24 protein-coding genes are annotated in these 23,626 nt (G+C 61.6%); 8 read left to right on the top strand and 16 right to left on the bottom strand.

The window, feature by feature from the left end; all coding sequences use genetic code 11:
* Nucleotides 1-16: 16 nt before the first annotated feature.
* The gene (locus HU806_RS04145) at nucleotides 17-580 is read right to left on the bottom strand and encodes a TetR family transcriptional regulator (RefSeq protein WP_186610040.1); all 564 of its coding nucleotides are present in this window, start codon (nucleotides 578-580) and stop codon (nucleotides 17-19) included.
* Nucleotides 581-767: 187 nt separating this feature from the next.
* On the opposite strand from HU806_RS04145, the gene HU806_RS04140 reads away from it, so the two are divergent.
* Nucleotides 768-1,424: a glutathione S-transferase gene (locus tag HU806_RS04140; RefSeq protein ID WP_186610334.1), complete on the top strand. Its 657-nt coding sequence runs from the start codon at nucleotides 768-770 to the stop codon at nucleotides 1,422-1,424.
* A 21-nt stretch (nucleotides 1,425-1,445) separates the two neighbouring features.
* Here the strand turns inward: HU806_RS04140 and HU806_RS04135 are convergent, their stop codons facing one another.
* Entirely contained in the window at nucleotides 1,446-2,141 is a 696-nt protein-coding gene (locus HU806_RS04135) for a tRNA (adenine(22)-N(1))-methyltransferase TrmK (RefSeq protein WP_186610039.1), read from the bottom strand.
* A 221-nt stretch (nucleotides 2,142-2,362) separates the two neighbouring features.
* Between HU806_RS04135 and HU806_RS04130 the strand changes: the two genes are divergently transcribed.
* Complete coding sequence (locus tag HU806_RS04130; RefSeq protein ID WP_186610333.1) at nucleotides 2,363-3,067, top strand: transporter substrate-binding domain-containing protein; 705 nt, start codon at nucleotides 2,363-2,365, stop codon at nucleotides 3,065-3,067.
* A gap of 18 nt (nucleotides 3,068-3,085) precedes the next feature.
* Here HU806_RS04130 and HU806_RS04125 read toward each other — a convergent pair whose 3' ends face one another.
* A complete protein-coding gene (locus tag HU806_RS04125; protein WP_186610332.1) occupies nucleotides 3,086-3,544 on the bottom strand; it encodes a winged helix-turn-helix transcriptional regulator in 459 nt (152 codons plus the stop codon).
* Nucleotides 3,545-3,649: 105 nt separating this feature from the next.
* Here HU806_RS04125 and HU806_RS04120 point away from each other — a divergent pair, with 105 nt between their 5' ends.
* On the top strand, nucleotides 3,650-4,906 hold the full coding sequence (locus HU806_RS04120) for an MFS transporter (protein ID WP_238350113.1): 1,257 nt from the start codon (nucleotides 3,650-3,652) through the stop codon (nucleotides 4,904-4,906).
* Nucleotides 4,882-5,154: a YceK/YidQ family lipoprotein gene (locus tag HU806_RS04115; RefSeq protein ID WP_186610038.1), complete on the top strand. Its 273-nt coding sequence runs from the start codon at nucleotides 4,882-4,884 to the stop codon at nucleotides 5,152-5,154. The genes HU806_RS04120 and HU806_RS04115 overlap by 25 nt, the downstream gene beginning before the upstream one ends.
* Before the next feature lie 22 nt (nucleotides 5,155-5,176).
* Here the strand turns inward: HU806_RS04115 and HU806_RS04110 are convergent, their stop codons facing one another.
* Nucleotides 5,177-6,067, bottom strand: coding sequence for a LysR substrate-binding domain-containing protein (locus HU806_RS04110; RefSeq protein WP_186610037.1), 891 nt, complete (start codon nucleotides 6,065-6,067; stop codon nucleotides 5,177-5,179).
* A gap of 106 nt (nucleotides 6,068-6,173) precedes the next feature.
* On the opposite strand from HU806_RS04110, the gene HU806_RS04105 reads away from it, so the two are divergent.
* On the top strand, nucleotides 6,174-6,629 hold the full coding sequence (locus HU806_RS04105; RefSeq protein ID WP_186610036.1) for a PACE efflux transporter: 456 nt from the start codon (nucleotides 6,174-6,176) through the stop codon (nucleotides 6,627-6,629).
* A gap of 12 nt (nucleotides 6,630-6,641) precedes the next feature.
* On the opposite strand, the gene HU806_RS04100 is transcribed toward HU806_RS04105, so the two are convergent.
* Nucleotides 6,642-7,496 (bottom strand): LysR family transcriptional regulator, encoded by an 855-nt coding sequence (locus tag HU806_RS04100; RefSeq protein WP_186610035.1) that lies wholly within the window; start codon nucleotides 7,494-7,496, stop codon nucleotides 6,642-6,644.
* A 74-nt stretch (nucleotides 7,497-7,570) separates the two neighbouring features.
* On the opposite strand from HU806_RS04100, the gene HU806_RS04095 reads away from it, so the two are divergent.
* Nucleotides 7,571-8,515: a DMT family transporter gene (locus HU806_RS04095; protein ID WP_186610034.1), complete on the top strand. Its 945-nt coding sequence runs from the start codon at nucleotides 7,571-7,573 to the stop codon at nucleotides 8,513-8,515.
* On the opposite strand, the gene HU806_RS04090 is transcribed toward HU806_RS04095, so the two are convergent.
* Nucleotides 8,512-10,566: a 2Fe-2S iron-sulfur cluster-binding protein gene (locus HU806_RS04090; RefSeq protein ID WP_186610033.1), complete on the bottom strand. Its 2,055-nt coding sequence runs from the start codon at nucleotides 10,564-10,566 to the stop codon at nucleotides 8,512-8,514. The two genes, HU806_RS04095 and HU806_RS04090, sit on opposite strands and share 4 nt — an antisense overlap.
* Nucleotides 10,567-10,955: 389 nt before the next feature.
* On the opposite strand from HU806_RS04090, the gene yghU reads away from it, so the two are divergent.
* Nucleotides 10,956-11,795 (top strand): glutathione-dependent disulfide-bond oxidoreductase, encoded by an 840-nt coding sequence (gene yghU, locus HU806_RS04085; protein ID WP_186610032.1) that lies wholly within the window; start codon nucleotides 10,956-10,958, stop codon nucleotides 11,793-11,795.
* A 211-nt stretch (nucleotides 11,796-12,006) separates the two neighbouring features.
* Here yghU and HU806_RS04080 read toward each other — a convergent pair whose 3' ends face one another.
* Nucleotides 12,007-12,933, bottom strand: a complete 927-nt coding sequence (locus HU806_RS04080) for a Gfo/Idh/MocA family protein (protein ID WP_186610031.1) — start codon at nucleotides 12,931-12,933, stop codon at nucleotides 12,007-12,009.
* Nucleotides 12,934-13,024: 91 nt separating this feature from the next.
* A complete protein-coding gene (locus HU806_RS04075; RefSeq protein WP_186610030.1) occupies nucleotides 13,025-13,810 on the bottom strand; it encodes a DeoR/GlpR family DNA-binding transcription regulator in 786 nt (261 codons plus the stop codon).
* A gap of 209 nt (nucleotides 13,811-14,019) precedes the next feature.
* Here HU806_RS04075 and mqo point away from each other — a divergent pair, with 209 nt between their 5' ends.
* On the top strand, nucleotides 14,020-15,669 hold the full coding sequence (mqo, locus tag HU806_RS04070) for a malate dehydrogenase (quinone) (protein ID WP_186610029.1): 1,650 nt from the start codon (nucleotides 14,020-14,022) through the stop codon (nucleotides 15,667-15,669).
* A 63-nt stretch (nucleotides 15,670-15,732) separates the two neighbouring features.
* On the opposite strand, the gene HU806_RS04065 is transcribed toward mqo, so the two are convergent.
* From HU806_RS04065 to HU806_RS04030, 8 genes are read right to left on the bottom strand one after another with little or no spacing between them, the layout of a single operon-like run.
* A complete protein-coding gene (locus HU806_RS04065) occupies nucleotides 15,733-16,710 on the bottom strand; it encodes a LysR substrate-binding domain-containing protein (RefSeq protein WP_186610028.1) in 978 nt (325 codons plus the stop codon).
* A gap of 41 nt (nucleotides 16,711-16,751) precedes the next feature.
* The gene (locus HU806_RS04060; protein WP_186610027.1) at nucleotides 16,752-17,717 is read right to left on the bottom strand and encodes a peptidylprolyl isomerase; all 966 of its coding nucleotides are present in this window, start codon (nucleotides 17,715-17,717) and stop codon (nucleotides 16,752-16,754) included.
* Between the two features lie 5 nt (nucleotides 17,718-17,722).
* Nucleotides 17,723-18,205, bottom strand: a complete 483-nt coding sequence (locus tag HU806_RS04055; RefSeq protein ID WP_186610026.1) for a YbjN domain-containing protein — start codon at nucleotides 18,203-18,205, stop codon at nucleotides 17,723-17,725.
* Between the two features lie 35 nt (nucleotides 18,206-18,240).
* The gene (locus tag HU806_RS04050; RefSeq protein ID WP_186610025.1) at nucleotides 18,241-18,888 is read right to left on the bottom strand and encodes a DNA repair protein; all 648 of its coding nucleotides are present in this window, start codon (nucleotides 18,886-18,888) and stop codon (nucleotides 18,241-18,243) included.
* A gap of 15 nt (nucleotides 18,889-18,903) precedes the next feature.
* Nucleotides 18,904-20,595 carry a putative porin gene (locus HU806_RS04045; RefSeq protein ID WP_186610024.1) on the bottom strand — a complete coding sequence of 564 codons (1,692 nt, stop codon included), beginning with the start codon at nucleotides 20,593-20,595 and terminating at the stop codon, nucleotides 18,904-18,906.
* Nucleotides 20,596-20,630: 35 nt separating this feature from the next.
* Nucleotides 20,631-21,353, bottom strand: coding sequence for an energy transducer TonB family protein (locus HU806_RS04040; RefSeq protein WP_238340404.1), 723 nt, complete (start codon nucleotides 21,351-21,353; stop codon nucleotides 20,631-20,633).
* A 3-nt stretch (nucleotides 21,354-21,356) separates the two neighbouring features.
* On the bottom strand, nucleotides 21,357-21,782 hold the full coding sequence (locus tag HU806_RS04035; protein ID WP_186610023.1) for an ExbD/TolR family protein: 426 nt from the start codon (nucleotides 21,780-21,782) through the stop codon (nucleotides 21,357-21,359).
* A 10-nt stretch (nucleotides 21,783-21,792) separates the two neighbouring features.
* The gene (locus HU806_RS04030; RefSeq protein WP_186610022.1) at nucleotides 21,793-23,625 is read right to left on the bottom strand and encodes a DUF2341 domain-containing protein; all 1,833 of its coding nucleotides are present in this window, start codon (nucleotides 23,623-23,625) and stop codon (nucleotides 21,793-21,795) included.
* Nucleotide 23,626: the final 1 nt, after the last annotated feature.

Raw genomic sequence — 23,626 nt, 5'->3', positions numbered from 1 at the left:
TGGCTGAACCAATGGCTCAGGCGGGGATCAGCCCTGCCTCTTGGTAACTCAGGATCAGGTCGTCGAACAGACGGATATCCAAACGCGTCCTGGCAATCAACTGGGCACCGGCGACGGCGGTATAAATGGCCAGGGCGCGTCGTCCACACTTCTCCGCGCTGCCTGTTCCGGCGTCTGCCAACACTTCGGCCAGCCATGCCACGTTAGCGTCTGCGAACGCCTTGACCTCACGCTTCACCTGCTCCGGCAGGCTTTCATGCTCGGCCGCCATGAAGCTCGACAGGCAAAGCCGGTTGCCATTCTCCAGCGACGTGCGAAAAATCGATGGATACAGCTGCAGGCAACGATTCGCGTCGGGATTTGCGTCACGAATCGCCTTCAGGGCTGCCGCTGCGTCCTGCCAGTATCGTTCAGCCACTGCGGCGCCAAGCTCGGCCTTGCTTGGGAAGTGGTAGTAGATACTTGCGTTCTTGATCCCCACCGCCTCGGCAATGCTTCGAAAGTTGATGCCGCTGTATCCGTGTGTCTGCGCAGCGCTTTTGGCCGCTGACAAGATGGCTTCCCGAGCATTTTCGCTCACCTCGTGACTCCTCGCTCTGGTTGCGTAATGGAGCCGATTCTACCCGTCAGAATTTTACCTGCCAAGTGACAGGTAGGGATTGACACGCAGGAATTCGTCGGCCAATCTTTTACCTACCAATTGACAGGCAGGTGCTCAGCTCATGACCGCTACCCATCCTCACCTCGGCACCCAGGCGCTACCCATGATGAAAATCCACGACTGGTTCGACGGCCCTTATCCAGCGCGCGTGCGCATCGCCCTGGCAGAAAAAGGCCTGCTCTCCAAGACCGAGTTCGTTTCGGTCAATCTATGGACCGGCGAGCACAAGAAGCCGGAATTCCTGACCATCAACTATTCAGGAACATTACCGGTCCTGGAGTTGGACGACGGGACGTTGATCGCCGAGTGCACGGCAATTACCCAGTATGTGGACGCCTTGGTGGGCAGCCCTTCCCTGACGGGCGAAACTCCTTTGGAGAAAGGCCTTATCCATATGATGACCAAGCGCGCTGAAATCGAATTTCTCGATGCTGTCAGCGTGTACTTTCACCACGCGACACCAGGCCTGGGCCCGGACGTCGAGCTGTATCAAAACCCTGAATGGGGCAACCGGATGCGAGACAAAGCAATCAGGGGGATGCGTTATTTCGATGACCTCCTGCAACAGCGACCCTATATCGCTGGCGAGAGTTTTTCGATGGCGGACATCGCGGTACTGGGCGGGATGATCTTCGCTTCGCTGGTCAAACTGCCGGTGCCCGATGAATGCGTTGCCTTGCTTGAATGGCATGCCAGGATGCAAGAACGACCCAGTGTCCAGCAGTGGCGAGCCATGGTGGAGCGCGGCGCGCCGCTACGTTGAGCAAGAACGGAAGTCGCCGGTTCACGCCAACAGCTCGCTGATCCAGCGGACCTGAAGAGCCATATCCTGAACCTTTTCCTCGGCCACGGCCTGCTGCGCCTGGGCAAAACTGACCAAGGTCTTTTGCTTCAGTCGTAGCAGGCGCCGCCACTTTGCCAGGAAAACCGGGCTTCGGGCCTGTAGCTGCAACGGGCCGAAGTACAGCTCTTGGGCGGTGTACGCCACCGGCCCGTCGCGCTCGGCGACAATGATTTCGTAGTAGAAGCGGTTCTCTCGCAGCACTTCCTCGCTCACGATCCGGTAATCATTGTCCATCAACCATTGACGCAGTGGCTGCTCGCCGCCGTTGGGTTGCAGGATCAAACGCTCCTGGCCACTCAAGCGGCCCTTGCCGCCGTCGAGAATGTCGCGAATCGTCTCGCCGCCCATACCACACAGACTGATCGCCGTGATGCCGTCGTCAGGCTCGATTGCCGCCAGGCCGTTGGCCAGGCGCACGCTGATTTTCGCGTCCAGTGCGCTTTCGCGCACGGTGCGTTCGGCCGAGCGGAACGGCGTCACTGCCACCTCGCCCGCGAGCGCCGCCGCGATCACACCCCGGTTGATCAGCGCCACCGGCAGATAACCATGATCGGAGCCGATATCGGCCAGGCGCGCCCCTGCCGGCACATGCCTCGCCACGCGCTCCAAGCGCATGGACAGCGTTTGTTCGTTCACACTTGCAACCCTTTTCTCGGCGACACATAGACGTCTGCCCAATTGTGCCACGGACTGTTTCTCTCCAGGCAACTGAGCGGCCGTTCGCATAACAGCGCCACCGCCGACGTCTGCCACGTGATTGGGTCTATGCTTGTGTTGGGTTCGCACAGCAACAGCGAACCACCCCAACAGGAGAACACGTGAAGCATTCGATGCCTGCCGCAGCACTGCTTTGTCTAATGCTCGGCTCTGCGAACGCCGCCGAGCCCTATCAAGTCGTGACCGAGGAATGGGCGCCCTATAATTACGTGGAGAACAACCAGCTCACCGGCATGACCACGGAAATTGTCCGGGCCATCATGACGCTGACCGGGGACGACTTCGAAATATCATTGCAACCGAGCATGCGCGCCACGCAGATATTGAAGAACCGGCCCAAGACCATCATGTATTCGTTGTTCCGTACACCGGAGCGCGAACCGTTGTACAAGTGGGTCGGGCCAATCGTCGAAGAATCCATCCACGCCTACCAACTGTCCAATTCGCCGCCGATCAACTCCCTGGAACAGTTACTGCGCGCCCCACAGGTCACCACCCGGCATGCCGGGCTGGTGCCCCAGATGTTGCAATCGCTGGGCTTCAGTAACCTGGACAAAAGCGCAACCGAAAGCAAACTGCTCTACCGCATGCTGCTGGCCGGGCGAACCAATATCATTGTCGGCGACACCGCTGCGGGAGTGGCTTACTACAGTCGGCAGTTGAGCATCGCCCCCGGCACCCTGCGCAAAATCCCCATCGAGCTTTACCGCTCCTCGCTGTACATCGCTTTCAACACTGACAGTGACGACGAACTGATCGCCGCATGGACCCGCGCGTTGGAGCAACTGCGCCAGTCCGGTGAATTGGCGCGCATCCAGCGGCGCTATGAACAACCGACTCAATAGTAGAAGACAGGCCTGGTCTCAAGGCTCTTCGCCTATCCGTCTTACTCGGTGACAATCCCAGGATTGGACCTTCTGGCCGCTCGACGAGCGAACCTCGATCGGCATCAACGGCTGTCCGGACGCGTTGTCCAACAGCTGCGAACGCGTCTCTTGCGGCGCGAACAGGAACCGCTCGCCCCACTGCCTCAAGCTGACCACGACCGGGAAAATCTCCTGTCCTTTTTCCGTCAGGACATATTCCTTGTAGGCGCTTCCATCCGAGGCAGGTCGCACGTCGAACACGCCGACCTCGACCAAGGCTTTCAGGCGCGACGCCAGAATGTTCTTGGCCACGCCCAGGTTCTTCTGGAACTCGCTGAATCGGCGGATGCCATCGAAGGCATCGCGAATGATCATCAGCGACCAGCGATCGCCAATGACCTCCAAGGTCCGGGAGACCGGGCATTCGCTGTTATGTGATGGAGCGTCTTTCAACATCATGTCTGGCCTGCACTCGGTCAAAGTGGTTGCAATTTAAAACCTAAACCAGCAAAAATCCAATCAGGTATTCAATTGAAACCAGATTACACCATGGAGGCGCGCATGACCGCATACACCGACGTGAACCGAGGCTTGTCAGCGACGCTCACTTTACTGTTTTCAGTAACGTGCGCCCTCGCTGTCGCCAACGTCTACTTCGCGCAACCCTTGCTCGCCTCGATAGCGCAAAGCCTGGCTGTCGCCCCCGGGTTGATCGGTATCGTGGTAACGGCGACCCAGGTCGGATACGCGCTCGGACTGCTGTTCATCGTGCCGCTGGGGGACAAGGTCAATCCCCGGAAACTGATCTTGACGCTCGTTGCGCTGTCCGTGGTTGCGTTGGCGGCGGTCGGCGCATCACGCCATTGGTGGGTCCTGCTGGGCGCAATGATCGTGACGGGGCTATTGGCAGTGGTCGTCCAGGTGCTGGTCGCCTACGCCGCCACGCTGTCCGCGCCATCGCAACGCGGGCAGGCGGTGGGCACTATTACCAGCGCGATTGTGCTGGGCATTCTTCTGGCACGGTTTACCTCGGGATTGATTGCCGACCTGGCAGGCTGGCGTGCGGTTTATTTCGTCTCCTCCGGGCTGATGCTGCTCATCGCCGCGGTGTTATGGAAAGTGATTCCTGCCACAACGTCGCCTCGCCACCGACAATCCTACCCTGTGCTGATCGGGTCTCTGTTCAAGCTGTTCTTGACCGAACCGGTCTTGCGAATCAGGGGTCTGTTCGCCCTGCTGGTCTTTGCTGCCTTTTCCGTGCTGTGGACCGCCATGGTCCTACCGTTGAGCGCCCCGCCGCTGTCACTTTCCCACACCGCTATCGGCCTGTTTGGCCTGGCCGGTGTCGCCGGTGCCCTGGCGGCCAGGAGCGCCGGTCGCTGGGCCGATCGAGGTTTCGGACGACGTGTGACCGGTCTGTCGCTCGGGCTCTTGGTAATGTCCTGGCTGCCGATCGCTTTTGCCGAAAGCTCGCTGGTGGCCTTGGTCTGCGGGGTAGTCTTGCTCGACTTCGCCGTGCAAGCGGTGCACGTCACCAACCAAAGCCTTATTTTCGCCGCCCGCCCCGACGCACAAAGTCGCATGGTCGGCGCCTACATGTGTTTCTACTCGATCGGCAGCGCGCTCGGGGCCGCCGCCGCCACTCAGGTGTATGCGCTTTGGGGCTGGACGGCGGTCAGTCTGCTGGGTGGGTCGATCAGTGCGCTGGCGTTGGCTTTGTGGGGTATTTCGATTCATATGTCGGGCTGCCCATCGGCGATGCTACAGTCGCGCACCAACAAGGAGGGAACGCCATGCGCATCATCGGAACGGCTCTAATCATCGCACTGCTGACGGGATGCGCGACCGCCAACGAAACCTTCGGCCCCGGCGGCCTTTGCGGCGTCAGCCCGTATTGCGGCGTGTATTTCGATTACCAGGTGCTCAAGGAGGCGGTGACGGAGGATAACTCAACGTTCGCCAGTGCATTCGCGCCGTTCGCGGCCATCGACCTGCCCTTGAGTTTCGTCGCCGATACGTTGATCCTGCCCTACACCATTTTTCACATGAGACCGTCCGAGGAATAAAGGCGATTGGCGCGACGAACATTCAGCCGCCAAGCGCGCCCTGCGCAAGCAACCATTCACTGAACGCCCGCACCGCCGGCTGCCGCTCTCGCCCGGGCACACACACCAAGGTGTAACGCGCGCCCGCGAGGCGAATCTCCGGGCGATAGGCGATCAACTGGCCGCGCGCGACAGCTTCGGCAACCAGTACCTGGCTGGCCAACACCAATCCGTGTCCGACGATGGCTGCCTGCAGGGCATGCTGTTCCTCGTCATAGCGCCGCAGACGGGCGCTCTCCAACCAATCGCCAATGCCGGCCTTGGCGCACCAGGCCGGCCAATCGACCGTGACGGCGGAGCTGCTCAACCACGGCACATCGATCAATTCAACGGGCGCCCCCGTAGCAGGCGGTTGCCAGTCGGGACGACAATACACGCCGAAATACTCATCCAGCAGTGGCTGCTCGACCAGTTGCGGATCAGGTTTGAACAGGGCGCGAATCGCCAGGTCGATGCTCGCGTCACGCCGCAGATCCACCACCTCGTTGCTGCTGTGCAGCCGGACGCTGATGTCCGGGTGCAAGCGATAAAACCCTCCGAGCCGTGGGATCAACCACAGGCTGGCGAAGGCCGGCGTGGTGCTCACCACCAGCGATTGCGCCACGCAGGACGGGGACAACACTTGCAGGCCCTGCTGGATATCGAGCAGCGCCCGGTGGACGTAGGTGTGCAGGCGCTCACCATCGGCGCTCAGGCGAACGCTTTGGCTGGAGCGTTCGAACAGGCGCACGCCCAGTAAGGTTTCGAGATTCTTGATCTGATGGGAGATCGCCGCGGCGCTGATGTTCAGCTCCTGGGCGGCAGCCTTGAAACTGCCTAGCCGTGCGGCAGACTCGAAGCCGCGCAAGGCGGTAAGGGGCAATTTGGCAAACATGGGCGCAAGCGTTACTCACGTTGAGCGAGGCTCAATTTAGCTCAATTGTGCGCGCACGCTCAACTCGCGAGGCTGTGCTCCTGCCCCCAAGATCCGGAGACTACCGATGCAAGGCGCACCTCGCAAAATCCTCCAGGCCATACTCTACGAAGCGGGCGGTGTCCTGTTCGTGGCACCGGCGCTAACGCTGATCTACCAGCAAGGCATGGGTTATTCCACCTTGCTGTCCTTGGTGATATCTGCCGTCGCGCTGGGCTGGAACATGCTATTCAACAGCGCGTTCGAATGGTGGGAGCGCCGCCAGCACAACCGTCAGCGCAACTGGCAACGGCGGTTGTTGCACGCCTTGGGGTTCGAAGGCGGTTTGACGCTGATCCTTACTCCGGTGATTGCCGCGTGGCTAGGCATCAGCCTGTGGCTGGCGCTGGTAACCAATCTGGGATTGTTTGTGTTTTTCTTCTTTTACTCGCTGGTTTTTCAATGGGGATTCGATCGGGTGTTCGATGTCCCGCTGTCGGCGCAGTCTGGACAGACTTCGACATCCAAAGCCAACGCCACGTGATAGCGTCCTGCCCTACAGCCGAAAGCGCTGCTGGATGGCCTGGCCAAGCAAGTCAACCGTTTCATCGTCATGGGACGCCTGGGATCGCATGAACACTACGTCGTGATCCGGGATCACCGGCAGCTCATCAAGGATTTGCATGTTATCCGTCACCCGACCACGGTCGATCAGGCTGATCGCCAACCCGACCTCCACGCAAGCCTTGACGGCCTGGTTGGAGGGGCTTTCGAGGACGATTCGCACCTTGCGCCCGCTTTGCCGGAGCGCTTGCAGCATGACCTGTCGGTAAGGGCATTGCGCCGCGTGCACGGCCAGCGCCAGCGGCTCGGTCAAATTCGCCGTCGCGTGAAGCGCCGCGACCCAGACCGGTGTCGTGGTAACCAGGAACTCAACCTCAGCGTTGCGCAGCTCCTTCGGCTGGGTGAGCACGGCGGCCTGGAGCTTGCCGCGCTGGACCTGCTCACGCAGGGCATAGCTGGGGGCGGTCTTGAGCTCGAGAATGACGTTCGGCCAGGCTGCGGTGAACGTTGGGACAATGTCGCGGATGACATGGTCAGCGTATTCGTCGGGCACACCCAAGGTGATCCGTCCCGCCAGCCGCGTGCCGTGTAAGTCGGCCAACACCCGGTCGTGGGTGGTGAGCAGCTCCGTCGTGGAAACGAGCAGGCGCTTGCCCAACGCGGTCAGGGAGACCGCTTGATTGTCACGGTCCAGCAGCCGGCCACCGGCGATCGCTTCCAGTCGCTGAATGTGCACGCTGACCGTCGCCGGGCTCTTGTGGAGCTGCTGCGCCGCAGCGCTGAATTTGCCTATTCGCGCGACCGCATGAAAGGTTCGTATCAGCTCAATGTCCAGTATGGCTGTCATGATTCACCCTTCGTGAACGACTTCTACAAGATATTTTGATTTATTAGATTAGTCGGCTTTCGTAGCCTGTGACCATGAACTCGCCTAAGTCGATCACTTGCCCTGCCGCGCCCAGCTTGTATTGGCTGATTCCGTTGCCCTTGCTGGAAGCGGCACTGGTCCTGGCCTGGAGCTCAGGCTTCGTCGGCGCGCGCTTCTCCATCGACTACGCGCCGCCGTTGCTCGTGGTGTTCTGGCGCTGCGTCCTGGTCACGCTGATCCTGTTTCCCTTCATCGTCGGCCAACTGCGACCAATCCCCTTCGCCGCACTCTTGAAGAACGCCGGTATCGGCCTGCTAGCGATGGCGGGTTATCTGGCCGGTATCACCCAAGGCATCGCCCTGGGTGTTCCGGCAGGCCTGGCCGCGTTGTTTGCCGACTTGCTGCCGATAGGCCTGGCACTGTTGGCTGCCGGCGTGCTGGGACAACGCTTGGCGCCGGCAGCCTGGGCGGGTTTGACCATCGGCCTGAGCGGTGTTGCCCTCGGCACCCACGGCGCGTTGGCCTGGGGCGACGCGCCTTTGTGGGCATATGGGTTGCCGCTGCTCGGCATGCTCTCGCTCGCTGCTGCGACCTTGTGGCAGAAGCATCTTCCAGCCTCGCAATCGATTGGCCTACTGCCCAATCTCTGGCTGCAATGCTGTGTCAGCGGCCTGGCGTTTGCGCTTATCGAGGGTGTACAGGGCAGCCTCGCGCCGATACCCAGTACTGGCTTTGTGCTGAGCGTCGTATGGACGGCGGGATTGTCGACGATGGGCGGATATGGGCTCTATTGGTTGTGCCTGCGCCGAGCGACAGCCACCCGTGTCGCCAGCGTTCTCTACCTGAGCCCGCCCATTACGATGCTGTGGGCCTGGGCAATGTTCGACGAGCCATTGTCGTGGCTCATGGCGCTGGGGATGGCGGTGTCTGCTGTCGGCATCTGGATGGTGATGCGTGATGAAGCGCGTGGTCGACGCAGCGCCACCGCCGCGCGTTAAACCTCCAGCACCAAAGGCTCACTGCCCTCGGCCGGAACCGCGCAACAAATCAGCACTTCGCCGTCCGCGACCGGCTCGGCGGGCTGGGTCAGGTAATGCACCTGGCCTTGGGTCATGCGGGTTGTACAGGTGCCACAGGAACCGCCGCGGCAACTGAATTCCGGGTTCAGCCCCCGGGCCTCGGCCAACTCCAGCAGCGTCCCGCTGCCCGGCTCCCAGCGCGCTTCCTTGGCCGAGCTGGCGAACAGGACTTTCACCGTTTCACTCGCCGCGGGCACCTGCTCGGCCACGGGCATTCGAACCTCGATATCGCGCACTAGCGTGGACGGGCCAAAGGTTTCCGCATGGATGCGATCATCGGGAATGCGCAGCTTGCGCAGGCCGTCATACAGCGCCTGGGTAAAGCTGCCCGGCCCGCACAAATAGAAGTCATAGTCGTCCAGCGGCAGCCATTGCTTGAGCAACGCCACATCGATTCTGCCGGACACGTCGTAACCTTGCCCGGCGCTGCCGTCGGTGGGCGGTTGGCTGACCGTGCGCAATACCCGCAGCTTGTCACCGGCACGGGCCGCCAGCTCGTCGATCTCTTCGCGAAAGGCCAGATCAGCCACGTGACGAGCGCTTTGTATCAGCCAGACCGAACGCATGCGGCTGATGCGTTTCCCTTGGTAGACCACCTCGCGCAACATCGACAGCAACGGCGTAATGCCAACGCCCGCTGCCAACAGCACCAACGGGCGGCGCTCGATGGGGTCCACGGTGAAGTGGCCTTGGGGCGCCCGCGCCTCAATTTCATGGGCCGCCTGAATCTGTTCATGCAAGTGCGAAGACACCACGCCGTCGCGCTTGACGCTAATGCGCAGGAAATCATCGGATGGCGCGCTGGACACGCTGTAGGTGCGGATCGACGGAGTTTGCTGCCCTTGCAGTAATACTCGCACCGGCAAATGCTGTCCGGCTTCGAACCGTGGCAAACCGGCGCCATCGGTGGTTTGCAGATAAAAAGAACGGATGTCGGGGCTCTCATCCACCGTCCGAATGACCTGCAACGCACGCCATTGGGTCCGCAGGGCTTCGGCCTGCAAGCGCTCAGCGGTTTGTTCCCAACTGCCGGTCATCAGCGAATTGGGCGAGTCACCTTCGTCCTGGTCCTTCCAGCGCAACGGTATCGCTGCGGGACGGTAGACCAAGCGTTGCGGAGTCACACGCAACAACCGCTCGGCGCCCTGGAACGCAGCGATCTGCGGATCATCCAGCAACACCTCGGCGCGACCGCTCAGTTGCAACAGGTCGCCGGTTTCAAAGTCGACGAACAACAACCCTGCACGCGGATTCAGCAGGATATTGCCCAACGTGTTGAAAAACAGATTCCCGGAAAAATCCGGGATGGTCAGCGTCCCGTCCTCGTCCATGTGCACGAAACCGGACTTGCCGCCACGGTGCGACGCATCGACCTGCCGCTCGCCGTCACGGATCACGTAGGTGGCGATGTAGAACGAATCGGCCGCCGTGACCAGCCGACGAACCCAAGGGTCGTCCAGCTCCAGTTCACGCGAGACGGCAGCTTGCTCATCGACAAAGCTGTATTGGCGCAGGTTGATGTAGCGCGGGCAGTTGCCATACGCCTGGCTCACCGAGATGGCCAGCCCTTGGTCCAGCCGACGGCGCACGACACCGTTCATGCGGTTACGGCGGCGGGTATGCAACTCGATGCCCAGCATGCCGATGGCATCGCCCTCGCCCATGCCTTCCTGGGCTGGATCGCTCGGCTGCGGCTCGAGATCGATGTGCAGCGTTTGTGGATCCGGTGAACTGATGAAGCCGGGCTGCCCGGTGCGCAGCGTCGCCCAGGCGTCGCCTTGACGATCCACCGCGCCCAGCACCACGAAGGGCAATTGGGCGTAGAACTCACGGTGCTGATCCGGCATCCAGGTGCGGGCCAGTTGCCGCTGGCCGACACCGGCCATCATGTCCACCGCACCGACGGAGCGCTGCAAGGTCAACTCGCCTTCGTGCCAGGGTGAAGGTTGTGCTTTCGAGGCTTCGTTCATCAGCTACTCCTCGCGCCCCGGCATTGCTGCTGGGTCAGTGCGCTGTGGTCAGGGATGGTCCGTCATATCTTTGGACAAGGTATGCGGTGGGTGAAGCCATCTTCTGCCCAAAGCCACGGTGCAGGAATACGCATGGATTGAAATCCACTGTTTCAGGAAATGGAATGACCTCGACGCCTGGGTCCTGGCGCAATCAGAGAGTATTTAGTTTTTGGCGCGAAAAAGCCCTTGTCCGGCTTATCTATTACTGAGAGAGATACAGACAATCAATCGCCTTTGTTCGCCTGACAAAACGCCCCTGCATTAGAGTCCATCTCTCGATGCGAGCCATTGCGCAAATGTGCGGCTTCATCCCAGGATCAGTGCATTCAAACGATAAGGTACGTCTCATGAGCAAAGCGTCTTACGTTCCTCCAAAAATCTGGAAGCACGAGGCCCCTTCGGGCGGCCAGTTTGCCAGCATCAACCGCCCGGTCGCCGGGCCGACCCACGAAAAAACCTTGCCGGTCGGCGAGCACCCGTTGCAGCTCTATTCACTGGCGACGCCCAACGGCGTCAAAGTCACGATCCTGCTCGAAGAGTTGCTGGCGCTCGGGCACACCGGCGCGGAATACGACGCCTGGCTGATTCGCATCGGCGAAGGCGACCAGTTTTCCAGCGGTTTTGTCGAGGTCAATCCAAACTCGAAGATTCCGGCCCTGCTGGATCGCAGCGTCGAGCCAGCGATCCGCGTCTTCGAGTCCGGGTCGATCCTGCTTTACCTGGCAGAAAAATTCGGCGCGCTGCTGCCCACCGACCCGGCCGGCCGCACCGAAACCTTGAACTGGCTGTTCTGGCAGATGGGTTCGGCGCCGTACTTGGGCGGCGGTTTCGGACATTTCTACGCCTATGCGCCGGAAAAACTCGAGTACCCGATCAATCGCTTCACCATGGAAGCCAAGCGCCAACTGGATGTGCTGGACCGTCGCCTGGCTGAAAACAAATACCTGGCGGGCGACCAGTACACCATCGCCGACATCGCGATCTGGCCCTGGTATGGGCAACTGGTGCGCAATAACGTGTATTCAGCTGCGGAGTTCCTCTCGGCCCACGAATACACCCATGTGCAGCGCTGGGCCGAGGAAATCGCCAACCGACCTGCGGTGATGCGCGGCCAGCGGGTCAACCGGACCTGGGGCGATGAAGCGAGCCAAGTGCCGGAGCGGCACCGGGCGGAGGATTTGGGCTAGGCGCGCCTACGCGAAACCCTGTGGTGAGGGAGCATGCGCCCTCACCACGTTCGATCGTTCCCACGCTCCTGCGTGGGAACGCCACCAGGGACGCTCCGCGTTCCGCTTCTGGGGTGACGCAGAGCGTCACGGGGATGCATTCCCACGCAGAGCGTGGGAACGATCAAATAACCCTGTGGCGCGGGAGCAAGCTTCCTCGCCACAAGTTCCATCAATCGTAAAACGGTTCGACCAGGGTCCGACTGCCCACGAAGAAGCTGTCCGCGACCAGGCGTAGCGGTTGCAAATCCATGTCGCTGGCCTTGTCCTTGATCAGCTGTTGGAAATGCCGATACACCGCCGCGTATTCGCCCTCCTCCGACACAGCCTGGCGCACGCTGTCGATACTCAGCAACGCGCCGCCATTGTCGAGCCGCAGGACGCCTTCGGCGCAGCGAATCTCGATGCTCCAGAGCTCGTCATGACCATGGTCGAAGTCGAACTCGGCACGGATATCGAGCTGGCGCGCGTCCGCCATCTTGATGCTCGCGGCAATCGGTGACTGGCAGTTGTCGGGAACGCGCAGTTCGGCCGACTCGACGAACAGCGACAGCGGCAGCAGATGGGTGGCAATCGACAGGGCATTGATGCCGGGATCAAAGACGCCCAGGCCGCCGGGCTGCCAGATCCATGCCTGGCCCGGGTGCCATTTGCGCACGTCTTCCTTCCAATCGATCCGGACGCTTTGCAGCGTACGGCTGGCCAGCCAGTCGCGAGCCGCTTCGATGCCGGGCGCATAGCGCGAATGCCAGGCGTAGAGGCCGCTGACGCCTTGCTCGCGCGCCAGGTCAACAAGGGCCATCGCTTCGCCCAACGTCGCGCAGGGCGGCTTTTCCACCAGCACGTGCTTGCCGGCAGCCAAGGCTTGTCGGACCAGCCCGAACCGACCTTGTGGCGGCGTGCAAAATGCGATTGCATCGACGTGCGGGCCGTTTTCCAGCAATTCGCCCAGGGACTGGAAATTCTCCACCCCAGCGCAAGGCTGCCCTTGCGTAGCGACCGCCACCAGTTCGAACGCGGGGTTCGCGCGAATAGCGGGGACGTGTTGATCCTGGGCGATCTTGCCGTAGCCCACCAGACCGAGACGAATCGGTTGCATCGATGACTCCTGACTTTTGTACTTATGATGGGGCTGCAAACTAGACGTAAATCGCCTGGCGGACAATGGGTTCGTATCCCATTGCTCGGCGTCAGCGCTGCGCCGGGGCGGTCACGATCTTGGAAATCCGGCTGAGAAAGGGTTCGAGTCGCTCCCGCGGTGCGTCGTGCTCGACCACCAAAGCCGTGACTTCATCGCAAGACGCCACTTGATAGTGGGCAACGCTGGAAAGTTTCTCATTGGTCACCGCCACCACCACTTGACCGCTCGCCGCCACCACCGCGCGTTTGAATTCCGCGTCATCCAGGCCAAACGCCGTGACCCCATTGTCCGAGTCAATGGCGCAGGCACCGACAAAGCACAAGTCGAAATTGAACTGGCGCAATTGCTGGACGGCCGCCAGCCCGATGGCCCCGCCCGCGACCGGATTCAGGCGACCGCCCAGCAGAATGACTTCGGCGCGGGGCAGCTTCATCAGCTCCACCGCGATCAAGGGTGAGTTGGTGCTGAGGGTCAATCGCAGCTCCGGGTCGATGGCGCGGGCGATGGCCAAGTTGGTCGACCCGGCATCGAGGAACACGTGCTGCCCGGCAACGAGCAGCGAGGCCGCCCGCTGGCCAAGCGTCCCCTTGCGTGCCGAATCCTGGTGGATCCGGACATCGATAGGCGCCTCGGCCGCTGGCAGGCGAATCGCGCCGCCATAGACGCGCTTGCACAAGCCCGCCGCTGCCAGCGCGCCCAAATCGCGCCGTATCGAGTGTTCCGAAACATTGAACTCAACCGCCAAGTCAGCCGCAATGACCCGGCCATACAGGGCGAGACGTTCGCTGATCAATCGCTGGCGTTCGCCGGGAAACGCTTCGTTAAAAGAACTCATGACATTGGCAACCTGCATAAACGAGCGACAATAACCACAAACGAGCACACTATGCCGCGTGCCCCAAGGATCGTCAAACCAGGCGGGATTGCCTTTCGTCACTCTCTCGCGGCGGACACGTGAACAGTTTTTTCCCGAGGCGGGTCAACCCAAGGTCAGTAGCGTCATTTTGTAAACGAGCGACTCACCCGGTCGCCGAGGGTGGAACCATGAACAATACAATCATCGCAGCCCTGGTAAGCGCCGTCGTCCTATCGGGCGCCAACGGTGCCCAGGCCGCAGAAACGAAAAAGGTCGATGTGCTGTTGGTGGGCGGTGGAATCATGAGTTCGACGCTGGGCATCTGGCTCAATGAGTTGGAACCCGGCTGGTCGATGGAGATGGTCGAGCGCCTGGATACGGTGGCCGAAGAAAGCTCCAACGGCTGGAACAACGCCGGCACCGGCCACTCTGCGTTGGCAGAACTCAACTACACGCCGATGGACGAGCAAGGCAACGTCAATATTTCCAAAGCCATCGAGATCAACGAAGCCTTCCAGATCACCCGGCAGTTCCTGGCCTGGCAGGTCAAGAACAATGTCCTGAAAAACCCTCGCTCATTTATCAACTCCACCCCGCACATGAGTTTTGTGTGGGGGGACGACAACATCAAGTTCCTAAGGAAACGCTATGAGGCGCTGCAAGCGAGTCCACTGTTCCGCCCCATGCAATATTCGGAGGATCCGGAGCAGATCAAGAAATGGGTGCCGCTGATGATGGAGGGGCGCGACCCGAACCAGAAGCTTGCGGTGACCTGGACGCCGATCGGCACCGACGTGAATTTTGGCGAAATCACCCGCCAATACGTCAGTCATTTGCAGAGCAGACCCAATTTCAGCCTGAAGCTTTCCAGCGAAGTCCGCGATATCACCCGCAATGACGATGGCTCCTGGCACGTGGAGTACAAGAATCTCAAGGACGGTGAGACCACAGCCACCGACGCCAGGTTCGTCTTCATCGGCGCGGGGGGTGGCGCGTTGCATCTGTTGCAGAAGTCGGGCATCGAGGAAGCGAAGGAATACGCAGGGTTTCCGGTCGGCGGCTCGTTCCTGGTCGCCGAAAATCCCACCATTGCCGAGCGACATATGGCCAAGGCGTACGGGATAGCCTCCACCGGCGCGCCGCCGATGTCCGTGCCGCACTTGGACACCCGAGTGCTGGATGGCAAGCGCGTCATCCTGTTCGGCCCCTTCGCGACCTTCTCCACCAAATTCCTCAAGGAAGGCTCGTACTTCGACCTGTTTACCAGCATGACGCCACACAATATCTGGCCCATGACCAAAGTCGGCATCGAGCAGTACCCGCTGGTGGAATATCTGGCCGGCCAGCTGATGCTTTCCGACGACGACCGATTCAAGGCCTTGCAGGAATATTTTCCCCAGGCCAAGCAGGAAGACTGGCGCCTCTGGCAAGCCGGCCAGCGGGTCCAGGTGATCAAGCGCGATGAAGAAAAAGGCGGCGTGCTCAAACTCGGTACCGAGGTGGTCGCGTCGCAGGATGGCAGCATCGCCGGATTGCTCGGAGCATCTCCCGGCGCCTCGACAGCGGCGCCTATCATGCTTGAAGTCATGCAGCGGGTCTTCAAGGACAAGGTCGCCTCCCCGGCCTGGCAGGAAAAGCTGCACCAGATCGTGCCGAGCTATGGGACCCGGCTCAACGATGACCCGGCGCGAGTCTACGAGGAATGGAAATACACCAGCGAGCTGCTGCAACTGGCGCCGCCACCGGATATTCGTGGCAACGCCGAGTCGAACGCCCCGACCAACAGCGATCCGGTGGGGCAGAAACACAGCGATTCCGACCCGGACATTGCTTTGTGAATGGCGTCCAGGCTGTCGTCTTGTAGCTGAGCCTCGAAACAACGACTCAGCTACCGGCACAGCCTAGAACCACTCCTTGTGCTCTTCAAACGCCGCGCGGACCATCGCCACCAATCGCACGACTTCCTGCCTGTGCGCTTCATCGCCATGCACGGCCAGCCAGACCTGCATCTGCATGTCGCCAGTGAACAATTCGGGCAAAGGTTGCAGGGTTTTGTCGAGCGAGCAAACGTAGTGCGGCAGCAGGCCGATACAGGCGCTCCATTGAATCATCTGGCGCATCAACTCATAGGAGTTCACCTGCGTGACGCCTGACCGGCGCTCGCTGACGGCGCGGTTCCACGGGGCCAGCGAAGGCATTTTTGCGTAGCTGTGCAGGCTGACCAGCATGTAGTCCTGAAGCTCGGGAAGGCTGCGCGGGCGACTTGCTTCCCGGGAGTAGCGCTTGGCAATGTGCGGGATGTATTCCAGCTCGGCCAGGCAACTGAGTTCGGCCACCGGGAAAGATAGCTGCGGCGCCGTCGCCCGTGGGTCAGTGAGCCAGACGATGACATCCGCCTCAACCGACTCCTGGCCGGGTTGACCGTCGAGGCGCACCACGTCCAGGCGCACGTTGGCGTGTTGGCGCAAGAAGCCAAGCAGCGCGCGGCTGAGGACGTCGTGCAGCAACGGCTCGGCCACGGCCACCCGCACCAGGGTCTGCTCGGTGTCGAAGGCGTCAGGCAACGCCAGCAAAGTTCGCTGGGCCAGTAATTGGCTGCGCAGATGACGGCCAGCCTGGCTGAGCATCAGCGCATTTCCCCGGTGCTCGAACAATGGACGGCCGTAATGACTGGATAACCGCGAAAGTTTTTTCCGCAATAACGACGCTTTGACATTCAGGCTACGCGCGGCCTGCATGAAACAGCTACAGCGTGCCGCCACCAGGAAAAACTCCAGCGCTTGCGGATCCTTGAAGCCCTTCAGTGCCTGATCATCGGTTGCCACCGAAGCACCCAGCCGCGCGTAATCTCGAACCTTGCCAATCTCCTCCAGCGCCATACACCCTCCTCCCTAAGGTAGCTCCACGGCTGCCGCACCGCTTAACGAACAGACTCCAATGCCTGGTTCAGTTGCGCGCCATCGATGCTCAACGTCGCCTTGCTGACCAAACCTTCCAGATATGCCCTGGCCACCTGCTCCTGGCGCTGATTGCGCAGCGCCTCGCGCAACTGTCCACGCACCTCATCCAGACTCGCGGGACGTGCCGGTTGCATGTCGGTGAGCTTGAGAATGTGAAAACCCGCGTCGCTGCGCAAAGCGTCGGAAATACTTCCAACCCGCTGCCGCGCCAGCATTTCGCGCATTTGCGGCACATATTGCTGCAACGGTTGCAAGCCGCTGTCGCCACCCCGCTGCGCCGTGGCCTGGTCGTCGGAAAACTCCCGGGCCAACGCGGCGAAATCAGCATTGGGAGCCTGGGCGCGGCGAGCCAGTTCGGTGGCTTTCTTGCGCACCGACTCTTCGTTGGCTCCCGGCTCCAGCGCGATGAAAATCTGACTGACGCGATACAACGCCGGGCTTTGCAGCTGGCCCTTCGCTGCGTCATAGGCTTGTTGCAGCGCCTGCTCATCCGGGTAATCGGCAGGCACTTGGCTGACGGATTGCAGATAGGTGCGTAACAGGATCTGTTCGGTGGCGGCTCGGGTCATCTGTTGAATTTCCGGGCGTTCCTGCCAACCTTGCGCGTCGGCCTGCTGCAACAAGGCTTTCTCCGCCAGGCGCGCTCGAATCCAGCCCTCCAGGGCGCCACGATTGGCGCGCAGTTGCTCGCGCACCGGCGGCGCCAACGAGCCCAGCACACCATTGAGTTCGGCGCTGCTCAATTGCAGTTCACCCAGACTGGCAACGGCCGGCGCGGTCTCGCCTTGGCTTCGGGCAGCTACCGGTTGTGTCGGCTGCATTGAGGCATGGGGAGAATCGCCAGGGTTGAGGGCCACTGCCACGGCGATGCCTCCCGCCACCAGAACGACAAGACTGATGCCCACCTGTTTGCTGAACCTGCTCATCACGATCAAGCCTCTTCAACCGCGACTTCTGGCACTGGCGCAGCGTCCACCGCCTGTTGCTGGCGGGCCTGCTGGCTGTATTCGCGCAGGTACACCACAAACTCTTGCAGCAAGCGGTCCCAGAGCTCCAGCACGCCGCGCAAGTGATCCTCACTGACGCCGGCGGCGACGATGGCGTCCATCTCCATCACCAGGAATTCGCCCTGAAGGCTGAGGCGGGCAAAGCGCCGGCTGGCGTTCCACACTTCCACCAAGCCTTCAGGCAACTTGCCCTCGATGCGCAGCGCGCAGCTGAACGTAAAGTCGAGGAAGCTACCCTCGGCGGCGGCCGGGTTGCCGAAGCGCACGGCAAAACCAATGCCCTGGCTGGCGCTCAACAACTGCACTACCGTGCCCTGTTCGGTGCGATTGACGCGATAGCCAGCGGCTTGCAGCAACTCGCCGAGCTGCTCGGGGGTGATGCTCTGGATCAGTGTTTGGGTGGTCATCGCAGATTTTCCTGTGGGGTAGAAGTGGGCGGTGATTATTTGCCCGCAGTGGTCTTGGTCGCGTCGAACTGGGTCTGGTACAGCGCATCGCCATAACGCTGCGCCAATTCCTCGAACTTCACCCGCGCGCCGCTGGCAAAGGGCTGGCGAATCTTCAGCACATCACTGACCTCGATGTTTTCGTAGGCGCCGAGGATCTCTTTGGCGATGCCATACATCTGCTGGTTCTTCGCCACACATTGCTGCACTTCGCTCTCGCGACTGGTCAGGCTGGCTTGCAGGGTGGCCCGCGCCGCTTCGATACCGCGGGCGCGGCCCAGCAGTTCTTCGTAGGCTTGCTTGAATTTGCCGACCTGCTCGCCGCTGGCCGCCACCTGTGCCTGGGCGCTGCTGCGCACGGCATCCTGCTGGGCGCCCAGTTGTTCGTTCTGGCTGCGGGCCTTGGCCAGTTCGGCGGTCAGTTGCTTGATTTGCCCTTGCGCGGCGCTCAGTTGGCTCTCCGCTGCCTGGCGCGCAGCGGTGCCTTGCGCCTGTTCGCTCTGCAAGGCTTGCAACTGCTGTGTGGTGCTGCGCAACTGGGCACGCAGGCGCTCCTCCAAGGTTTGCGCCGAAGCACCCAAGGCTGCGCCGAGGCCCAGCAACAGCACCACAGCGTGGATGACGGGATGAAATGGCCTGGTCATATGGTCCTCCCGGCGCTAGAAGCGCGTATTGAGCTCAAGTTGCAGAACGTCGATAGCGAACGGCGCGCCATACACTTCTTCGCTGCTAAGCCAGCGCGCGGTCGCCAATACGTTGTCTTCGATTCCATAGTTGCCGCCGAGGAAATAACCCTTGGCGTTGGTGCCCCCAAGGTGAAACGAAGAATCGTTGAAGCCATCCGGCAAGGCATCCGGCTCGATGTACTTGTAGCCGGCGAACAGGTTCCAGTCGCCGCGCTTTTTCAGGTCCAGGGCGCTGCCCAGGGTGAACTGCAGCATCCAGGCACTGTCACCGCTTTCGATGTCGCCGTTCTCATCCAGGTTGTTGGCCAGCGCACCGGCAGAGCGCTTGCGCATCTTGCCTTCGTCGTAGCCGAGGTTGACCAGGTAGTTGCCTTGGCTGCGCAGCTTCAGGTCGTCGAACAGCAAGGTGTCCCACACCATGTTGAGATCGAGCAGGTTGAACTCCGAGGCCAGGCCTACGAACTGCGGCTGCGGCGAGGTGGTCGGCGCGGAAGGGTCCGGCACCAGGTCGCGCAGCTCCATCAACGTGTTGCCCTTTTGCATGAAGGCCGGGCGCGTTTCGTCGCTGTCACAGGCGGGGGCGCCGTCATAGATGGCACAAGGATTGGAGCGCCGCCCTTCGATGTCATCGAACTGGTAATAAGCCAATGCCCCCTTGATGTTGTTGTCCGGGGCAAACGCCCAGCTCGCGCCAAGCTGGGCGCCGTAGAGCCACTTGTTCTCGCTGTCTTCCTTGTTGAAACCATCGCTCGACGCGCTGTCGGAGCTGTACTCCACCGGGAACGCACCGAGGGTGCCAAACATCGCCAGGTCGCGGCTCAACGGGTGATTGAACGAGCCGGCCAAGCCGTCGAAATTGAGGTCGTTGGAATACAGCAGATCGGTGGACATGAACGGGTTGGGCATGCGTCCACCGGTGAAGCTCAGTTCCTTGGTGGGGCGATAGTTGAGATAGCCCTGGTCGAGCCACAGATCCTTTTTGTCAAAGCCGCCGCCCAGGGTCTGGGTGGTGGAGACTGGACTGCTGTCCGAGCCCGTGCCCAGGCGGATAGCCGCTGTCCATTGCGGGGATAGCGCGGCCCGCATGCCCATGCGAGCCCGCAGGCGCAGCATGTTCTCGCGGTCTTCGCGGGTATTGAGCAACGGTGGAAGTTGCGAGCCGCTGTTGGGGTTGACGTCGTAAGGCCCGCTGTTATTGAGCTCGGCGAAGTCGACGATCTCGTTACTGTTGCTGCCCGAGTAAAAGCGCGACTCGTTGCGCAAGCGCACGTCACCTTCAAAGGTGATGCGTGAGACCCAGTCGGGGAAGGTGTTGGGCTGGGCCCAGTTTTCCTGTTTGGCTTGGGCGATCACTTCGGCTTTGACCTGGTCGCGAATCTGTTCCCGAACGATAGCCGGCACATACTGCACCCGAACCTCGCCCGGTGCGCCTGGCGCTGGCACCGGTGCGGTGTTGGCGGCCGTCTGCCGGGCTTGCGTGGCCTCGGCTTCGGCCTGGTCGATCAGCGCTTGGGCCTGGTCCTGTTTGAGCACGCCTTGTTGCACCAACAGGCGAATCAGATTGACCGTCGCGTTCTGCGAGGGTGTCTGCGCCAACGCGCTACCCGCCAGGCTGGCGATCACCAGGCCGACGCCCAGCGCCAATCGATTAACTTTGCAGATCATGAACACAACTCCTAATGGTCTCTTGGCGACCCGGCTTAGCCCGGCCGGCGTCCTTGTAGGCGGATACGCACCGGCACCTGCAACGAGGCGGGTGGGCGTTCCAGATTGGGTGAGGCGCGCAAGGTGGCCAGCACCTTGGCGTCAAGTTCGGCATCGCCGCTGGTGCGCCCCAGTTCCACCCGGATCACCCGGCCGGCCTGGTCCAGCCAGACGTCGGCCTCCAGGCGGAAAGCCAGGTTGCGCAGCTCGGGCGACTCGCGCAGCAAGCGCTGGAAGCTGTAGGCCAGGAACTGGCTGTAGGTGCCGTTGCCGAGGCGTCCGCCACCGGCGCCAGCCATCCCGCCGCCCTTACCCGCGCCGATATTGAAAGCGTCGGAGCCAGCCTGGGCGTCGCTGTCCATTTGCATCGGGTCAGCCAGGTCTTCGGCGGGCGAAGGCGGTGCTTCCTCCTCCGGCTTGACTTCCTCTGGTTCGGGCGTGGGTTCGGGCTCGACGATTTTTTCTTCCACCGGCTTTTCCGGCTCCGGCGGTTTTTCCGGGGGCGGCGGCGGAGGTGGCGGCAACGGAATGATCGCGGGAATCTTCGGCGCCTCGCGACGGATGCCGCTCATATCGTTGGCCCATGTCCACAGCAGCCAGGCCAGGCCCGCGCCCACCAGCAAACCGGCAGTCCACTGCAATACGCGGCGCACCCTGCCAGTGCCGTCCCGCTGCCGTTCCAGGTGACCGTTTTGCGGCTGTTCAGGAAAAGACGTCATGACTCAGCCCTGGCTCGGTTTGCCGGTGACCAGGCCCACCTGGGACAACTCCAGGCGGCGCAACAGGTCCAGCACTTCAATGACTTTCTGGTACTGCACGGCCGAGTCACCTCGCACGATCACCGGAAAATCCGGGCTCTGGGCTTTCTCGATGCGCAAGCGATCTTCAAGTTCGTTGAGGGTGACCGGGTAGGCATCGAGGAACACCTGGCCGCCATCATTGATGGAAATCGCCTTGGTCTTGGGCTGCGAAAGCGAGATGGTCGAGCTGGCCTTCGGCAGGTTGATCTGAATCCCGGAGACCTGGGCGGTGGCAGTGAGAATAAACATCACCAGCACCACCATGAGCACGTCCACCAGCGGCGTGATGTTGATGGTGTCGACGGCCGCATCTTCGTCGTCGTCCGAGGCGCTATTGAGGTTGGCCATGGTCGCTCCCCTACACCGTCAAGGAAGGGCTGGCGACGTGGTTGCCCCGTCGATGCGCCGCTTCACTGGACTGGCTTTCGCCGTGGACTTCGGCCAGGCGGGTGATGAATTCGTCGACGAATACCCGCATGTCGGCGCTGACTTCCTTGTTGCGCGTGGTCAGGCGGTTGTAGCCAAACAGCGCCGGGATCGCGACAAACAATCCCATGGCGGTGGCCAGCAACGCGGCCGCCATGCCGGGGGCGATGGCGTTGATGTTCACATCACCGGCCATGGCGGTGCCGAGAAACACCACCATGATCCCCAGCACAGTCCCCAGCAGGCCGATGTAAGGGCCGCCGGCGATGGCGTTGGACAACGTCGACAACTTGGAACTGAGCTGTTGGTTTTCCCGAGTCCGTACACCGTCCATGGAACAGCGGATGGCTTCGATGGTGGCTGCGGAGATCGACGAGGTGTCGGCGCCCTGGTCGCGGCGGGTGCGGATCTCGGCAACCGCCACTCCATACAGGCGCCACAGCGACGAATCGCCCAGGCGCTGCGCCAGGTCGCGGTCATCGGCGAGCAGTTCCAACCGTGTCCCAACCTTGGCGAAATGACTGCGGAAGACTTCGTTGGCACGGCTGACCCGGCTGACATTGCGGCTCTTGCGCACCATGATCACCCACGACTGCAGCATCATCAGCACCAAGACGGCAATGATCACCCAGGCGTCCAGCGGCACCGCGTTGAGCAGGAAACCCAGGCTGCCGAAACCAAAGCCGGATTGTTCTTCGTCCACTCCATAGACCACCAGGCGCGACTCGGCGCCCTGGGCGGTGGCATCGGCCAGGATCTGCTCGGGCGAACGGGCGACGCGGGACAAGCGCAGTTCATCGAGTGCGCCAGTGAAGGCTTGATACGTAGCGGTCGGTGCCACCGCGCCGGCTTCAACGGCAGCCGGTGAATCGGCGCCGATGGCAATCGCACCCTGCAAGGCTGGCAACGGTTGCGCCAGGTTCGCCGCCGGCTTTCCATTCACATACAAACGCAACCCGCTGGCGTCAGCCGTCAACGCCAGGTGTTGCCATTGCCCCAGCGCCACGGCCTGATTGGCCACGGCGCGCTGGCCGTTCACTTCCACAAAGGGCACGCCTTGGTTCACGCCCACCAGCAACGCGTTGCCGGCATCACGACGGGCCAGCAGCAGTTGCTCGCCTGCGCCCTGCTCCATCCGCAACCAGGTGCTGAAGGTCAACGCACCACCCGCGCTCACGCCCAGGGATGGACTGGCCGGCAGCAACAGCGGCTGACCGTTGAGCTGTGCCGAGCGCCCGATGACACCGTCGATGATGTTTGCCGGGGCGTTCTGCGCGTGGTTGGCAAAGGCGCTGGCGTCCCTTGGCGGTGCGCCAACGGCACCGTCAAAGTGATAGACCAGGCTGTAGTCGGCATCGAAGGCTGACTGAGCGTTGCTCGTGGCCGGCGCTTTCGGGTTGCCGTAGTACATCCAGACATCCTGGCGCTTGCCGCCCTCCACCAGAGGCACGTCTACCCAGATCAGCGCCATGCCCATCAGCGGGTCGAAACTCTCGATCTGGTGGTTGAGTACGGTGTGATCATCGGTGGCGACAAAACGGATGTCCGAACCGTTTTCGTTGACCCCATCGAAGGTGAAATTGCCGGTGTGCAAACGCACCAGCAACGAGGTGCGCCCCACCGCCTGGCTGATCGCCGCGCCCTGGGGCGTGGTGTCGATACTGATCTGTTTGCGGTAGTGCCAATCGTCCTGCCACCAGGCGCTGGCCGTTGCCGGCAGCACAAGGCCCAGGCAAGCGAGAAGAATGAAAATCAAGCGATGCATA

It is taken from the genome of Pseudomonas sp. SWRI154 (genome assembly GCF_014268645.1).
Classification (GTDB): Bacteria; Pseudomonadota; Gammaproteobacteria; order Pseudomonadales; family Pseudomonadaceae; genus Aquipseudomonas; species Aquipseudomonas marvdashtae.
This window is presented reverse-complemented; position numbering and strand designations above follow the sequence as displayed.

Excerpts from the sequence above, each read along its gene's own strand:
- HU806_RS04140 (WP_186610334.1), top strand. The coding sequence starts at position 768 with ATGAAAATCCACGACTGGTTCGACGGCCCTTATCCAGCGCGCGTGCGC.
- HU806_RS04130 (WP_186610333.1), top strand. The coding sequence starts at position 2,363 with ATGCTCGGCTCTGCGAACGCCGCCGAGCCCTATCAAGTCGTGACCGAG.
- HU806_RS04125 (WP_186610332.1), bottom strand. The coding sequence starts at position 3,544 with ATGTTGAAAGACGCTCCATCACATAACAGCGAATGCCCGGTCTCCCGG.
- HU806_RS04120 (WP_238350113.1), top strand. The coding sequence starts at position 3,650 with ATGACCGCATACACCGACGTGAACCGAGGCTTGTCAGCGACGCTCACT.
- HU806_RS04115 (WP_186610038.1), top strand. The coding sequence starts at position 4,882 with ATGCGCATCATCGGAACGGCTCTAATCATCGCACTGCTGACGGGATGC.
- HU806_RS04110 (WP_186610037.1), bottom strand. The coding sequence starts at position 6,067 with ATGTTTGCCAAATTGCCCCTTACCGCCTTGCGCGGCTTCGAGTCTGCC.
- HU806_RS04105 (WP_186610036.1), top strand. The coding sequence starts at position 6,174 with ATGCAAGGCGCACCTCGCAAAATCCTCCAGGCCATACTCTACGAAGCG.
- HU806_RS04100 (WP_186610035.1), bottom strand. The coding sequence starts at position 7,496 with ATGACAGCCATACTGGACATTGAGCTGATACGAACCTTTCATGCGGTC.
- HU806_RS04095 (WP_186610034.1), top strand. The coding sequence starts at position 7,571 with ATGAACTCGCCTAAGTCGATCACTTGCCCTGCCGCGCCCAGCTTGTAT.
- HU806_RS04090 (WP_186610033.1), bottom strand. The coding sequence starts at position 10,566 with ATGAACGAAGCCTCGAAAGCACAACCTTCACCCTGGCACGAAGGCGAG.
- yghU (WP_186610032.1), top strand. The coding sequence starts at position 10,956 with ATGAGCAAAGCGTCTTACGTTCCTCCAAAAATCTGGAAGCACGAGGCC.
- HU806_RS04080 (WP_186610031.1), bottom strand. The coding sequence starts at position 12,933 with ATGCAACCGATTCGTCTCGGTCTGGTGGGCTACGGCAAGATCGCCCAG.
- HU806_RS04075 (WP_186610030.1), bottom strand. The coding sequence starts at position 13,810 with ATGAGTTCTTTTAACGAAGCGTTTCCCGGCGAACGCCAGCGATTGATC.
- mqo (WP_186610029.1), top strand. The coding sequence starts at position 14,020 with ATGAACAATACAATCATCGCAGCCCTGGTAAGCGCCGTCGTCCTATCG.
- HU806_RS04065 (WP_186610028.1), bottom strand. The coding sequence starts at position 16,710 with ATGGCGCTGGAGGAGATTGGCAAGGTTCGAGATTACGCGCGGCTGGGT.
- HU806_RS04060 (WP_186610027.1), bottom strand. The coding sequence starts at position 17,717 with ATGAGCAGGTTCAGCAAACAGGTGGGCATCAGTCTTGTCGTTCTGGTG.
- HU806_RS04055 (WP_186610026.1), bottom strand. The coding sequence starts at position 18,205 with ATGACCACCCAAACACTGATCCAGAGCATCACCCCCGAGCAGCTCGGC.
- HU806_RS04050 (WP_186610025.1), bottom strand. The coding sequence starts at position 18,888 with ATGACCAGGCCATTTCATCCCGTCATCCACGCTGTGGTGCTGTTGCTG.
- HU806_RS04045 (WP_186610024.1), bottom strand. The coding sequence starts at position 20,595 with ATGATCTGCAAAGTTAATCGATTGGCGCTGGGCGTCGGCCTGGTGATC.
- HU806_RS04040 (WP_238340404.1), bottom strand. The coding sequence starts at position 21,353 with ATGACGTCTTTTCCTGAACAGCCGCAAAACGGTCACCTGGAACGGCAG.
- HU806_RS04035 (WP_186610023.1), bottom strand. The coding sequence starts at position 21,782 with ATGGCCAACCTCAATAGCGCCTCGGACGACGACGAAGATGCGGCCGTC.
- HU806_RS04030 (WP_186610022.1), bottom strand. The coding sequence starts at position 23,625 with ATGCATCGCTTGATTTTCATTCTTCTCGCTTGCCTGGGCCTTGTGCTG.